Source organism: Allobosea sp. OK403 (assembly GCF_900113835.1).
Classification (GTDB): Bacteria; Pseudomonadota; Alphaproteobacteria; order Rhizobiales; family Beijerinckiaceae; genus Allobosea.
This window is the reverse complement of sequence record NZ_FOQV01000002.1, coordinates 1,084,480-1,096,743: the sequence shown is the minus strand read 5'-3', so window position 1 is coordinate 1,096,743 and position 12,264 is coordinate 1,084,480. Positions and strand designations below refer to the sequence as shown.

The window sequence follows — 12,264 nt, the reverse complement described above, 5'->3', positions numbered from 1 at the left end:
TGATGAAATGGTCGATGGTCTGGCGGATCAAGTCAGTGCCGCTCTCGGTGATCGTCGCCGGCAGGCGGGAGGCAACACTCCAGGCGGCCGGCGATGTCCTGACGATCGATCACAATGCGGCCCCTCTCCAGCGCCGCATGTGAGGGACAAGCCCGGGATAAATCAAGCCGGCGCGAGCGGCGACCGCTGCAGTCCCCTGGATCGTTTGCCGAATGGCGGGATCAGGGCGCGCGGTTTCAGGCGCCGTTCTTCATCAACTCCCTGGCGATGATCGTGCGCTGAATCTGGTTCGTGCCTTCATAGATCTGCGTGATCTTGGCGTCGCGGTAGAGCCGCTCGACCTCGAAACCCTGAATGTAGCCGGCGCCGCCGAATATCTGCACGGCGTTGGCGGTTTGGGCGACGGCCATGTCGCTCGCGAAGCATTTGGCGATCGAGGCGGCCGAGGTCGCCGAGGCTCCAGCGTCGATCAGGCCGGCCGCCCGTTCGACCAAAGCGCGGCCGGCGGCGATGTCCTTGGCCATATCGGCCAGCATCCATTGCACGCCCTGATTCTCGATGATCGGCTTGCCGAACTGGCGGCGCTCCCGGGCGTAGCCGAGCGCGGCCTGCAGCCCCGCCTGGGCGATGCCGACCGCCAGCGCGCCGATGCCGACGCGGCCTTTCTCCAGCACGCTCATCATGATGTGGAAGCCGCGATTGATCTCGCCGAGCAAGGCATCTGCGGGCAGCAGCAGATCGTCGAAGCTCAGGCCGCCGACCTGGCTCGCGCGCTGGCCCATCTTGTGCTCCTTCTGGCCGCGCGAAACGCCCTTGGCGTGCAGGTCGACGATGAAGATGCTCATGCCGCGATGCCTGGCTTGCGGGTCGGTCGAAGCCAGCACGAAGCCGAGATCGGCGACCGGCGCGTTGTGGATCCAGAGCTTGCCGCCATTCAGCACCCAGCCCTCGGCCGTGGGCTTCGCCGTCGTCCTGACATTGGACAGATCCGAGCCGGCCTCCGCCTCGGTGAGGCAATAGGCGACGCGGGTGCGGGCCTTGAGAATGGCGGGCAGATGGCGCGCCTGCTGCGCGGCCGTACCGTAGCGCGTGAGCAGCGTCCCGATCAGCTCGACCAGGCCGCATTGGTCGGCGATCGAGGCGTAGCCCCGGGACAACTCCTCCATGACGATCGTATAGGCCAGCGTGTCGAGCCCCGCCCCGCCAAGTGCTTCGGGGACGGTGATGCCGAACAGGCCGAGCTCGGCCATCTGCTGGTAGATCTCGGCCGGAAAGGCCGCGCTGCGGTCGAGTTCCACGGCCGCGGGGCGGATGACATCGTCTGCGAAACGGCGCGTGGTGTCGCGGATCTGGTCGTAGATGGCGATGTCGATTGTCATGGCGGCGGCCGGGCTTTGGGGTTGCGAGGAGCGAGGTGGCAAGGCGGGCGTCAGGACGAAAGTTCGATTGCTTGGGAAATAGCCTCTTTGGCGGGGCGCCGCTGCCCCAACTTTAGCGCCGGAGGAGGCTCGCCTTGTGCGCGGGGTACAAGGCGGCCCTCGTTCGAAAGTCGGTTCCTCCTTTGGCGCGTCATGCTCTAAGGAACGTTTCATGGGCCGCGCCGCTTGCCGGAGCGATGGGGTTCGCGCGACTTTAAAACACGGTGGCCGGGTTCAACCGACTCCAGACTATCTGGGAATAAGGAAACCTGATCTTGATCGAGCCTATGCCGCCCGCTTGTTCCTGTCGCCCTGTCCGGATGCGGCGCTGAGATGGGCTATCAATTCGAATTCGCGGATGTCTTCGCCTATTGGCCGGATCTGCTCGCGGGCGCGCTCCACACGCTGGTGCTGTCGGGGTTTGCCATGGCGATCGGCATGGTCGTGGCGGTGCTTGGCGCGCTCGGCAAGACATCGGGCCCGCGCTGGCTGCAATGGTTCCTCGACGGCTATATCGAGGCAATCCGCAACACGCCCTTCCTGATCCAGATCTTCATGATCTATTTCGGCTTGCCGGCGGCCGGCATCCGATTGTCCTCCGACACGGCAGCCCTGCTCGCGCTCGTGGTCAATGTCGGTGCCTATGGCATCGAGATCATCCGCGCCGGCATCGAGAGCATTTCCAAGGGCCAGATCGAGGCGGGCAAGTCACTGGGCCTGCGGCCCCTGCAGATCTTCCGCTTCATCATCCTGAAGCCGGCGATCCAGGCGATCTATCCGTCGCTGACCAGCCAGTTCATCCTGCTGATGCTGAATTCCAGCGTCTGCTCGGCGATCGCGGCGAGCGAGCTGACGGCGGCGGCCGGCGATATCCAGTCGCGCACCTTCCGCAGCTTCGAAGTCTATTTCATCGTGACCTGCATGTATTTCGCCATGTCGGTGCTGTTCTGGGGCGCGTTCGCCGCCATCGAGCGCATCTGGCTGCGCAAACCCAGCCTGCGCTAGAGCGTTGCGCGAAAAAGTGGGTACCGGTTTTTCGTGGCAGCAATGCTCTAAGCTTTTAGAATCGATCACGTTTTTCGCATTCGGACGGAACCGTCCGAAGGCGACGTGATCTGGGAGAGCCGATAATGCGCGTCCTCAGCGAAGGCGACATCTTCTTCATCGTGACGGCCGTCCGCTGGACGCTGCTGCTCTCCCTGGCCGCCTTCATCGGTGGCGGCATCGGCGGGCTTGTGGTGGCGCTGGCGCGCACGGCTGAGTTCAAATGGCTGCGCTTCCTGGCGCTCGGCTACATCAAGATCTTCCAGGGCACGCCGCTCCTGATGCAGCTCTTCCTGGCCTTCTTCGTGCCGGGCATCTTCGGCATCGACATCGATCCCTGGGGCGCCGCGGCGGTGGGCCTCTCGCTGCATGCCAGCGCCTTTCTCGGCGAGATCTGGCGCGGCTCGATCGAGGTCGTGCCGCGCGGGCAATCCGAGGCCGCGCGCGCGCTCGGCCTGACCTATGTGCCGCGCATGTTCCTGATCATCATCCCGCAAGCCTTCCGCATCGCGATTCCGCCGACGATCGGGTTCCTGGTGCAGTTGATCAAGGGCACCTCGCTCGCCTCGATCATCGGCTTCGTCGAGATCACGCGCGCCGCGCAGATCATCAACAATGCGACGTTCCGCCCCTTCACGATCTTCGCGCTCGTCGCGCTTGTCTATTTCCTGATCTGCTGGCCGCTCTCGGCCTATAGCAAGATCATGGAACGGAGACTGACCGTCGCAAGCCGGTGAGTGGCAATGATTAGAAAAACACCATCGAAACCACAGGAGAAACGACCATGACCATGAAGACGATATCCCGCAGGGCCATACTCCGTAGAGCCATGAGCCTGACGCTGGCGCTCGGTCTCGCAGCGGCGCTGCTGCCGTTCAGCCGCAACGCCGCTTCGGCCGCAACGCCGGACGAGATCAAGGCGCGCGGCAAGTTTCTGGTCGGCGTGCTGACCGACTATCCGCCGTTCGGCGGCACCGACGCCAACCAGAAGCCGGCGGGCTACGATGCCGATGTCGCCGTGCTGATGGCGAAGTCGCTCGGCGTGCCGCTCGAGCTCGTGCCGGTGACCGGCCCCAACCGCATCCCCTATCTCCTGACCAACAAGATCGACGTCCTGATCGCCACCTTCGGCATCACCGCCGAGCGCCAGAAGCAGGTGCTGTTCTCCAACCCCTACAGCGCCCTGACGATCTATGTGCTGGCGCCCAAGAACGTCGTCATCCAGAAGCCCGAGGACCTGAAGAACGTCTCGATCGGCACGGCGCGCGCCAGCACGCAAGACACCGCGATCAGCGCGATCATGCCTGCCGGCACCCAGCTCAAGCGCTATGACGACGATGCGACCGCCCTGCAGGCGATCATCTCCGGACAGATCCAGGCGATTGGCGCGAGCAACACCATCCTGGCCCAGCTGAACAAGGACTATCCCCAGCTCAACATCGAGCCGAAGATCACCTTGAAGGAACAGGCCAACGGCATGGCCTTCCGCAAGGCCGATACCGCGCTGGCGGAGTGGTCGAACAAGTTCATCGCCGAGATCGCCGCCAACGGCCAGCTTAGCGAGATCAACAAGCGCTGGTTCGGCATTCCGCTGTCGGGCCTGCCTCCGATGCCGACCTTCTGAGCGCGCTTGCCGGTTCGCGCGGCCGCCAGACAAGGGCGGCCGCGCAAATGCTCCGATCGGCTCAATCGCGATTGCCTGGGGTGACCGCCTGGCAGGATTGCCGAATGACCAGGGTGGTCGGGAGCTTGAGGGCGCGCGAGGTTGCGGGCGCCTCGCCGCGCATGCGCTCCAGCAGCATCGTTGCGGCATGGCGGCCCATCTCGGCGAGATTCCAGCGGATCGCCGTCACGCCTGGAGAGTAAAGCTCGGCGAGGTCTGAATCGCTGCCGGCGACGAGGGCGACATCGCGGCCGACCTCGCGGCCGAGTGCGCGCAGCGCCCGCAGGCTGCCGCCCAGCGTGTCCATGGCGGCGACGAAGAAGGCAGTCGGCGCATCCGGCAGGCTGAGCAGCGCCATCGTCTCGCGGAAGGCGTCCTCCTGGTCGAGCACCCGTTCGCGCAGCAGCCCGGGATCGATCGCAACGCCGGCGGCGGCGCAGGCCGCGCGAAAGCCCTCGACACGGCTGCGCGAGGGAAAGGCCTTGAGGTCGCCGACGAGCATGGCGATGCGGCGATGACCGAGGCCAAGCAGATGCTGGGTCGCGGCCCTGGCCCCGCCGAAATGGTCGACCGTCACCCGGTCCAGCGTCCCGATATGGTCGCGGTCGATCAGCAGCACGGGCACGCCCGCCTCGGCGAGCGCTTTAGTGACGCCGGCGTGACCCTCGTCGCTGATCGTCATCATGATGCCGTCGACGCGGCGGCGCTCGAAGGCGCGCAGCAGCGCCATCTCGACATCGGGCTGGTTCGTCGTGCTCGACAACAGCAGCGTGTAGCCGTTCTCGCGGAAGATCCGCTCGGCTTCCTTGATGTAGGTGGCGAATTGCGGGATGTCGAAATCCCGGATGGCGCAGGCGACCATCTTGGTGGTGCCGCCGCGCAAGCTCTGGGCGACGACATCCATCTCGTAGCCGAGATCGTCGATCGCCGCCTGCACCTTGCGGCGGACGGCCTCCGTCACGGTCGGATTGGCGTTGAGCACGCGCGAGACCGTGCCGACCGCCACGCCCGCCGCCTGCGCGACATCGCGCAGCTTGACCTGCCTCGGCTTGGCTTGCGTGCTCATGCGGTTCCCGTCGGCTGGGCCGCACTTGACGAAGTTGCGGTGAACCGGTTCATAATTGATCCTCTTTCGCGATGCAATCCTGGGCGGGATGCGAAAAACTGGGAATCGGTTTTCGTATTGATCCTGCTCTAAACTCTTAGATGAGAGACGGATTCAGATGACGTCTCAAGCCCGAACCGCTGGTAGCGTCTGGGTCATCCTCTGGCTCGGCGCGGTGGCCTTCGCCAATGCGCTGGGTTCGGTGATGGTCTTTCCGCTGGCGCCGTTCCTGGCCGATGATCTGAGGGTGCCGGCCCAGGATGTCGCCTATACCAGCGTCTATTTCAACGGCGCGGCGGGGCTGGGCGGGATCGTCGGAGCCCTGCTGCTGGGGCGGATCGCGCGCCGCAGCGCGCTGCTCGGCGCGCTTGCCGGGCTGGGCCTCATGACCGGGCTCGCGGCGCTCGCGCCGAATTTCTCCTGGCTGCTGCTCGGCCGCCTGCTCGCGGGGCTCTGCGCCGGGCCGCTCCTGGCGGTGGTCTTCGCGACGGCGGCCGACCTTGCGCCGAAGGGCGGGCGCAATCGCGCCGTCAGCGCGATCGTCGGCTCCTATGGCCTGGCGCTGCTGCTCGGCTCGCCGCTCGCGCTGGGGCTGATTTCGGCCGCGGGGAGCTGGCGCGCGCCCTTCATCGGCATGGCGGCCTTGTGCCTGGGGCTGACTGTCCCCGTTCTGCTTGGCCTGCCGGGGCTCTCGGCGCGGGCCGCGCAAGCGGATTTCGGGCGCACGCTGCTGCGCGATGTCGGGGCGATCCTGCTGCGCCCCGGCAGCCTGACGGGGATCCTGCTGACGGCTGGAGCCTCCTTCGCGACATTGCTGATCTCGCCTCATATCGGCACTTTCGCGCTGAAGAATCTGGGCGCGAGCACGGCCGAGCTCGGCTCGATCTATCTGATCGGCGGCGGCTTGGCGCTGCTGACGACAGGCTCCACCGGCTGGGTGATGGACCGCATCGGCTCGCGGGCGGCGTCGCTGGGGGTGGGGGTTGCGCTGACGCTGCTCCTCACCTGCGCCTTTCTGCTCCCCATGCCGCTGCCGGTCATGGCGCCCGTCCTCGGCCTGATCCTGGCGGCGCAGCTCGCCCGCAGCACCGTCGCCCAGGCGAGCGCCAGCCGCGTGCCGCGCTCCAGCGAGCGGACGGCCTATCAATGCCTGGTCGCGGCCGCCACCAGCCTGGCCCAGGCGGCGGGAGCGGGCGGCTCGACCTTGCTCCTGTCCGAGCGCGCCGACGGGCATCTGGTCGGAATGGAGCGCCTGGCGCTGATCAGCATCCTGCTGTGCTGGGTCTCGCTATGGCTCGTCGCGCGCCTCGAGCGCCAGATCGGGCGGTCGGCGTCGCTTATCGATGCATCACGCTAAAAATTTGTGCATCTTTGATGAACCGGTTCATTGTACGTCGACAAAGGTGGTGATTAGCTGAGTGGGCATCGCTGCATCAGGGGATCTCTGCCATGCGCTTCCGCCTGCTCCTCGGCCGCCTTCTCGTCGCATCGACTTGTACCTGCGTAGCGCTGGTTGCGAATGCGCAAACCCTGCCGCGCCTGAACTTCGCCGGCTCTGTAACCTGGATCGGTCAGGTGCCGATCCTGGTCGCGATAGAGAAGGGTTTCTTCCGCGAGCAAGGGCTCGACGTGCAGGTCCAGGTCATCGTCAACTCCGCCGACCGGATCCGCGCGATCGCCGCCGGCGATGCGGCCTTCAGCAATCTCGGCCGCGTCTCGGTGATCAGCGAGATGGCGCGTGGCAACGAGGCCTTCTCGATCTTCGCCAATGTCGACGATTCACCGGGGCAGGAGGGTTGCTGGGCTCGCCCGGGCATCGCCTCGGTCAAGGATCTGAAGGGCAAGCCCGTGGCGGCCAATTCCTCGGCCGAGATCACCTTGATGGGGCTCCTCTCCGAAAGCGGCATGACTTTGCAGGACACCGACTATCGCAGCCTGCCCGGCACCGAGATGGCGGCTGCGCTCAGCCATGGCGACGTCCAGGCGGCCTGTGTCTGGCAGCCCTTGCTCGATCGTCTGAAGCAGGCGGTGCCCGAGGGCAAGCTGCTCGGCACCGATAAGGACACGGCGATCTATCGCGATTTCGGCACCATGGCGGCAGGCGACATCGTCATCATCTCGCGCAAGCTCGCTAGGGAGGATCCCGCTACCGCCAAGAGGATCGCCGCCGGCGTGCTCAAGGGTGCCGACTTCACCATCGCCAATCCCGGAGAGGCGGGGGCCGCGGTCGCGAGCTATTTCCGCCAGACGCCGGAACAGGTCACGGCGGCGATCAAGGGCTTCCAGTTCTTCGGCAGCGCGGGCTGGCCCGAGCATATGCGCCGGCATCAGGCCCAGATCAAATACCTGACCAAGCTGCTGCATGGCGCCGGCAAGATCCCGGCTGCTCCCGACACCGACCTCTGGGTCGACACCAGCTTCGTTCCCGGGGGGAAGTGATGACGATGCGCGAACATATCGCAGTCGGCACGCGGCGCCTGCCGTGGCTGACGATCGACTGGCCGGGCCGGGCCGCTTTGGTCAGCATGGCCTCGGTCCTGCTCTTCATCGCGCTATGGGCGCTTGCGACCGCGACGGGCTGGATCTCGCCGCTGTTCCTGCCGTCCCCGGTCGCGGTGGCGCAAGCCGCTGCCAAGCTGGTGCTGTCGGGCGATCTCTGGCGGGCAGTGCTCGCCTCGTCGGCCCGCGTCTTCGCCGGCTTCTTCCTGGCGGCGATCGTCGCGATCCCGCTCGGCGTGGCGATGGCGACCTTCTGGCCGGTGCGGGCGATCTTCAGCCCGTTCATCTCGCTGCTGCGCCCCCTGCCGTCGATCACCTGGATTCCCCTGACGATCCTGTGGCTGGGCATAGGCGAGCAGCAGAAGGTGACGATCGTCTTCCTGGGAAGCTGGGTCTACATTCTGCTCGCGACCTATGAGGCGACGCGGCGCGTCGACCCGCTCCTGGTCCGGGCCGCGCGCAATCTCGGCGCGGGCGATCTCACCGTGATGCGCGAGGTGATCTTTCCCGGTGCGTTGCCCGGCATCCTGGCGGGGCTGAAGGTCTCGCTCGCCATCGCCTGGTCCTGCGTGCTCTCGGCCGAGATGATCGCGGCGCGCAACGGCCTCGGCTCGCTGATCTGGGAGGCCAAGGACTGGGGTGACATGACCGTGGTGCTGGTCGGCATGGTCTCGATCTCGCTGACCGTGCTTGCGGCCGACGTCCTCGCGAACCGGATCGAAATCCTGCTGCAGCCCTGGGAACGTCACCGGCGCCACTGAGCCGGCCTCGTCACGATTGGACAAGCCATGCCCGCCATCCTCAGCGCTGAGCACGTGACCAAATCCTATCCCGTCGGCGGTTCTGATGTCGTCGCCGTCCGCAACCTGTCGCTGGATGTCGAGGAGGGCGAGCTCGTCTGCCTGCTCGGCGCGTCGGGCTGCGGCAAATCGACGATGCTGAACCTGTTTGCCGGCTTCGCCAGCCCGACGAGCGGGCGCGTCCTGCTCCGTGGCCGCCCGATCTCCGGCATCGAGCCGCGCTGCGGCATGGTGTTCCAGTCCTATGCGCTGTTTCCCTGGAAGACGGTGCGCCAGAATGTCGAGTTCCCGCTGCGCATGCGCGGCGTGCCGCGGCACGAGCGGCGAGGGATGGCCGAGTTCTTCATCGACATGGTCCAGCTCAACGGCTTCGCCGATCATTACCCGGCCGAGCTTTCCGGCGGCATGCAGCAGCGCGTGACGCTGGCGCGCAGCCTCGCCGCCGATCCGGAGGTGCTGCTGATGGACGAGCCGTTTGCGGCGCTCGACGCGATGACGCGCCAGGTGATGCAGGACGAATTGCTGCGCATCCAGGAGCGGAGCGGCAAGACCATCGTCTTCATCACCCATAATATCGACGAGGCGATCGTGTTGGGCCACCGCATCGTCGTGATGTCGGCCCGGCCGGGGCGCATCCGCACGATCATTCCCAACGCCTTGCCCAGGCCGCGCGACATCCATGTCCAGACCTCGCCGGCCTTCGCGGAGCTGAAGAGCGAGATCTGGAGCCATGTCGAGGAGGAGGTCACGCAGCACATGGCGGCCTCCCGCCTGGCCGAGCCAGTCTGAGACCGCCGCAGCCCCGGAGAAGGACACGAACCCCCATGCAGAAGCGTCAGATGCGGCTCGTCGCCTTTCTCAAGGCCGGCCCGACCAGCCACCACCACGGCATGTGGCGGCATCCCGAGACCGATAACGGCTTTCTCGAGCCCGATTGGTACGAGCACATTGCCCGCGTGCTGGAAAAGGGCTGCTTCGACTGCCTGTTCTTCGCCGATGTGCTCGGCATCTACGATTATTACAACCGCAGCTTCGCGACCATGGTCGGCAAGGGCGGCGCACTCAGTTTGCTCGATCCATTGCCGATCCTGGCGATGATGGCGCGTGTGACGCGGCATATCGGGTTGGGCGCGACGCTCTCGACGACCTTCCATAATCCCTACCAGATCGCCCGCACGCTCGGCACGCTCGACATTCTGAGCAAGGGCCGCATGGCCTGGAACGTCGTGACCTCGGCGAGCAATCTGGAGGCCCGCAATTTCGGTCTTGAGGCGATCCCAGGCCGGGAGGAACGCTACGGCCGCGCCGATGAGGTGCTGGAAGCCTGCATGGCGCTTTGGCAGAGCTGGGACGAGGGCGCGCTCGTCATCGACAAGGAGGCCGGCCGCTTCGCCGATCCAGGCAAGCTGCATTATGCCGACTACCGCGGCGAATGGGTCAGGACGCGCGGACCGTTGACCGTGCCGCGCTCGCCGCAGGGCCATCCAGTGATCATGCAGGCCGGCTCGTCGGGGCCCGGCAAGGCCTTCGCGGCGCGCTGGGCGGAGATGATCTTCACCTTGCAGCACACGGCGCAGGACATGCGCCGCTTCCGCAGCGAGATGCGCGCGGCGATCGAGGCTGCCGGCCGCGACCCCGATCATTGCGCCGTTCTGCCCTCGGTCGATCCCATCATCGGCGAAACCGCCTCGATCGCCCGCGAGAAGCAGGATTTCGTCAACAGCCTGGTCGATCCCGAACTGGGCATGGCGCTGATGTCCTCGCATATCGGCACCGATCTTTCGCGCTTCCCAGCCGATCAGCCGGTCGTCGACCTGCCGCTCGAGGAAGGCTCGCGCGGCTCCTTCGACGTGATCCTGCAAGGCACCAAGGCCGAGGGGTTGACGCTCGGCGAGGCGGCGAAGCGCTTCGCGACCAGCGAGCTCGCGCCGCAGATCGTCGGCACGCCCGTGCAGGTCGCGGACCAGCTGGAGGCGATGTTCACAAACGAGGCCTGCGACGGCTTCATCCTGACCCCGACCGTATCACCGGGCACCTGGGAGCAGTTTTCGCGGGCCGTGGTGCCGATCCTGCAGAAGCGCGGATTGATGCGCAGCTCCTATGAAAGCGCGACATTGCGGGAGAACCTTCGGGCTGGAGCGAAGGCCCGCGACATCGCGCAGCAGGGGAGGGCGGCATGATGGCCCCCATCATCGGCTTCGTCGGCTTCGGCGAGGCGGCGCAGTGCTTTGCGCGCCATCTAACCCTCAAGGGCGCTGCTGCGCCGCTCGTCTTCTGCGAAGGCCGTACGAACCGCCCGCCCTATTCTGAGCCGTTCCGCCTGCAGGTGCGCGAAGCGGGTGCGGAATTGGTCGACACGCTCGACGCGCTGCTGGCGCGCGCCGACATCGTCGTCTCGGCTGTCGTCGTCGCGACCGCCGCCGAAGTCGGGGCGGCGATCGCAGGTGGGCTGCGGCCGGGCACGCTCGTCGTCGACATCAACGCCTCGACGCCATCAAGCAAGATCACTGTCGCCGAGGCGGTGCGGGCCAGAGGCGGCTCCTATGTCGACGCCAATCTGATGGGCGCGGTCAGCATCTATGGCGCGAAGGTGCCGCTCTATTGCTCGGGCGATGGGGTCGAGCGTTTCGCCTCCGTCTTCGCCCCGTTTGGCTTCGCCATCGAGAACGCCGGTCCGCGCGCGGGCGACGCGGCTGCCGTGAAGATGCTGCGCAGCGTCGTCACCAAAGGCATCGAGGCCCTGGTGATCGAGGCGATGACGGCAGCCTCCGTTGCCGGTGTGCGCGCCGAGGCGCTGCGCGGGATCTGCGAGCCGATGGATGCGACGCGCTTCAGCACCTTTGTCGACATGTGCATCAGGACCGATGTGCTGCATGCCGAGCGGCGTGCGGTCGAGATGGACGGTGTCGCGGAGGGCATTCGCGAGCTCGGGCTGGATCCGGTGATGACGGAGGCGACCTGCGCCCGGCTGCGGGCTTCGGCCGCGCTTGGGCAGCGCGAGGCCTTCGTCGCGCGGACAAGCTACACGGCCGATGATGTCCTCGACGCCTACCGTGCCCGATCTGGAGAACTGCCGTGTCGATGAGCGCGCTCAAGCTGCCGAATACGGAACGCGAAGAGGGCGGCACTGGCAGCGTCGCGCTTGACACGCGCGAACTGCGCCGCGCGCTCGGACAATTCGCGACCGGCGTCGCTGTGGTGACGACGCATGAGCGCGGCGGCGATCCTGTCGGCTTGACGCTGAGCTCGTTCAACACCGTCTCGCTCGATCCGCCGCTGATCCTGTTCAGCGTTGCGCGCAAGGCCCGCAGCCTCGAACATCTGCTGCAGGCGCAGAGCTTCGCCATCAACATCCTGCATCGCGAGCAGGAGGCCATTTCCAATCGCTTCGCCCAGTCGGTCGCGACAAAATGGGATGGCGTCGATCACCGGCCCGGCCGGACCGGAGCACCCTTGCTGCCCGGTGCGCTCGCCCATTTCGAATGCCGTTGCTACGCACAGCATGATGGCGGCGACCACGTCATCTTCGTCGGTGAGGTGCTTGGCTTCGATTGCGAGCCGATCGATACGCCCCTGATCTTCTATCGGGGGCAATATCGCAGGCTGGACGGTTCGCGATAAGCGGCCACGGCCGCTGAAGCCATGGTTCACATAGGCGTTATTGCAAGCCTCGCTCTCCGAAAATGCGGCATATGGCGATATGCCGCGGACGCGCATCTTGCTAATGGAAGAGGC

13 protein-coding genes are annotated in these 12,264 nt (G+C 66.2%); 11 read left to right on the top strand and 2 right to left on the bottom strand.

What is annotated here, in order from left to right:
- The first annotated feature begins 2 nt into the window (after positions 1-2).
- Complete coding sequence (locus BMZ97_RS31210; protein WP_175525507.1) at positions 3-143, top strand: hypothetical protein; 141 nt, start codon at positions 3-5, stop codon at positions 141-143.
- 93 nt (positions 144-236) lie between these two features.
- On the opposite strand, the gene BMZ97_RS11085 is transcribed toward BMZ97_RS31210, so the two are convergent.
- The gene (locus BMZ97_RS11085; RefSeq protein ID WP_092168463.1) at positions 237-1,379 is read right to left on the bottom strand and encodes an acyl-CoA dehydrogenase family protein; all 1,143 of its coding nucleotides are present in this window, start codon (positions 1,377-1,379) and stop codon (positions 237-239) included.
- 372 nt (positions 1,380-1,751) lie between these two features.
- Between BMZ97_RS11085 and BMZ97_RS11080 the strand changes: the two genes are divergently transcribed.
- The 3 genes from BMZ97_RS11080 to BMZ97_RS11070 all read left to right on the top strand — a co-directional run bounded on the left by BMZ97_RS11080 (position 1,752) and on the right by BMZ97_RS11070 (position 4,086).
- Entirely contained in the window at positions 1,752-2,423 is a 672-nt protein-coding gene (locus tag BMZ97_RS11080) for an amino acid ABC transporter permease (RefSeq protein WP_092168460.1), read from the top strand.
- 125 nt (positions 2,424-2,548) lie between these two features.
- A complete protein-coding gene (locus BMZ97_RS11075; protein ID WP_092168457.1) occupies positions 2,549-3,199 on the top strand; it encodes an amino acid ABC transporter permease in 651 nt (216 codons plus the stop codon).
- A 47-nt stretch (positions 3,200-3,246) separates the two neighbouring features.
- Positions 3,247-4,086 carry a transporter substrate-binding domain-containing protein gene (locus BMZ97_RS11070; protein ID WP_244546341.1) on the top strand — a complete coding sequence of 280 codons (840 nt, stop codon included), beginning with the start codon at positions 3,247-3,249 and terminating at the stop codon, positions 4,084-4,086.
- A gap of 61 nt (positions 4,087-4,147) precedes the next feature.
- On the opposite strand, the gene BMZ97_RS11065 is transcribed toward BMZ97_RS11070, so the two are convergent.
- Positions 4,148-5,191: a LacI family DNA-binding transcriptional regulator gene (locus BMZ97_RS11065; protein ID WP_092168451.1), complete on the bottom strand. Its 1,044-nt coding sequence runs from the start codon at positions 5,189-5,191 to the stop codon at positions 4,148-4,150.
- A 157-nt stretch (positions 5,192-5,348) separates the two neighbouring features.
- Here BMZ97_RS11065 and BMZ97_RS11060 point away from each other — a divergent pair, with 157 nt between their 5' ends.
- From BMZ97_RS11060 to BMZ97_RS11030, 7 genes are all read left to right on the top strand, one after another.
- A complete protein-coding gene (locus BMZ97_RS11060) occupies positions 5,349-6,587 on the top strand; it encodes an MFS transporter (protein WP_092168448.1) in 1,239 nt (412 codons plus the stop codon).
- Between the two features lie 92 nt (positions 6,588-6,679).
- Positions 6,680-7,669 (top strand): ABC transporter substrate-binding protein, encoded by a 990-nt coding sequence (locus BMZ97_RS11055; protein WP_092168445.1) that lies wholly within the window; start codon positions 6,680-6,682, stop codon positions 7,667-7,669.
- Complete coding sequence (locus tag BMZ97_RS11050) at positions 7,669-8,490, top strand: ABC transporter permease (RefSeq protein ID WP_244546340.1); 822 nt, start codon at positions 7,669-7,671, stop codon at positions 8,488-8,490. Before BMZ97_RS11055 ends, BMZ97_RS11050 begins: the two co-directional genes overlap by 1 nt.
- 27 nt (positions 8,491-8,517) lie before the next feature.
- Positions 8,518-9,318 carry an ABC transporter ATP-binding protein gene (locus tag BMZ97_RS11045; protein ID WP_092168442.1) on the top strand — a complete coding sequence of 267 codons (801 nt, stop codon included), beginning with the start codon at positions 8,518-8,520 and terminating at the stop codon, positions 9,316-9,318.
- A 35-nt stretch (positions 9,319-9,353) separates the two neighbouring features.
- On the top strand, positions 9,354-10,709 hold the full coding sequence (locus BMZ97_RS11040; RefSeq protein ID WP_244546339.1) for an LLM class flavin-dependent oxidoreductase: 1,356 nt from the start codon (positions 9,354-9,356) through the stop codon (positions 10,707-10,709).
- Entirely contained in the window at positions 10,706-11,614 is a 909-nt protein-coding gene (locus BMZ97_RS11035) for an NAD(P)-dependent oxidoreductase (protein ID WP_092168439.1), read from the top strand. The genes BMZ97_RS11040 and BMZ97_RS11035 overlap by 4 nt, the downstream gene beginning before the upstream one ends.
- The gene (locus tag BMZ97_RS11030) at positions 11,611-12,150 is read left to right on the top strand and encodes a flavin reductase family protein (protein WP_092168436.1); all 540 of its coding nucleotides are present in this window, start codon (positions 11,611-11,613) and stop codon (positions 12,148-12,150) included. The genes BMZ97_RS11035 and BMZ97_RS11030 overlap by 4 nt, the downstream gene beginning before the upstream one ends.
- Positions 12,151-12,264 lie beyond the last annotated feature (114 nt).

Excerpts from the sequence above, each read along its gene's own strand:
- BMZ97_RS11085 (WP_092168463.1), bottom strand. The coding sequence starts at position 1,379 with ATGACAATCGACATCGCCATCTACGACCAGATCCGCGACACCACGCGC.
- BMZ97_RS11060 (WP_092168448.1), top strand. The coding sequence starts at position 5,349 with ATGACGTCTCAAGCCCGAACCGCTGGTAGCGTCTGGGTCATCCTCTGG.
- BMZ97_RS11040 (WP_244546339.1), top strand. The coding sequence starts at position 9,354 with ATGCAGAAGCGTCAGATGCGGCTCGTCGCCTTTCTCAAGGCCGGCCCG.
- BMZ97_RS31210 (WP_175525507.1), top strand. The coding sequence starts at position 3 with ATGAAATGGTCGATGGTCTGGCGGATCAAGTCAGTGCCGCTCTCGGTG.
- BMZ97_RS11030 (WP_092168436.1), top strand. The coding sequence starts at position 11,611 with ATGAGCGCGCTCAAGCTGCCGAATACGGAACGCGAAGAGGGCGGCACT.
- BMZ97_RS11050 (WP_244546340.1), top strand. The coding sequence starts at position 7,669 with ATGACGATGCGCGAACATATCGCAGTCGGCACGCGGCGCCTGCCGTGG.
- BMZ97_RS11070 (WP_244546341.1), top strand. The coding sequence starts at position 3,247 with ATGACCATGAAGACGATATCCCGCAGGGCCATACTCCGTAGAGCCATG.
- BMZ97_RS11035 (WP_092168439.1), top strand. The coding sequence starts at position 10,706 with ATGATGGCCCCCATCATCGGCTTCGTCGGCTTCGGCGAGGCGGCGCAG.
- BMZ97_RS11075 (WP_092168457.1), top strand. The coding sequence starts at position 2,549 with ATGCGCGTCCTCAGCGAAGGCGACATCTTCTTCATCGTGACGGCCGTC.
- BMZ97_RS11045 (WP_092168442.1), top strand. The coding sequence starts at position 8,518 with ATGCCCGCCATCCTCAGCGCTGAGCACGTGACCAAATCCTATCCCGTC.
- BMZ97_RS11055 (WP_092168445.1), top strand. The coding sequence starts at position 6,680 with ATGCGCTTCCGCCTGCTCCTCGGCCGCCTTCTCGTCGCATCGACTTGT.
- BMZ97_RS11065 (WP_092168451.1), bottom strand. The coding sequence starts at position 5,191 with ATGAGCACGCAAGCCAAGCCGAGGCAGGTCAAGCTGCGCGATGTCGCG.
- BMZ97_RS11080 (WP_092168460.1), top strand. The coding sequence starts at position 1,752 with ATGGGCTATCAATTCGAATTCGCGGATGTCTTCGCCTATTGGCCGGAT.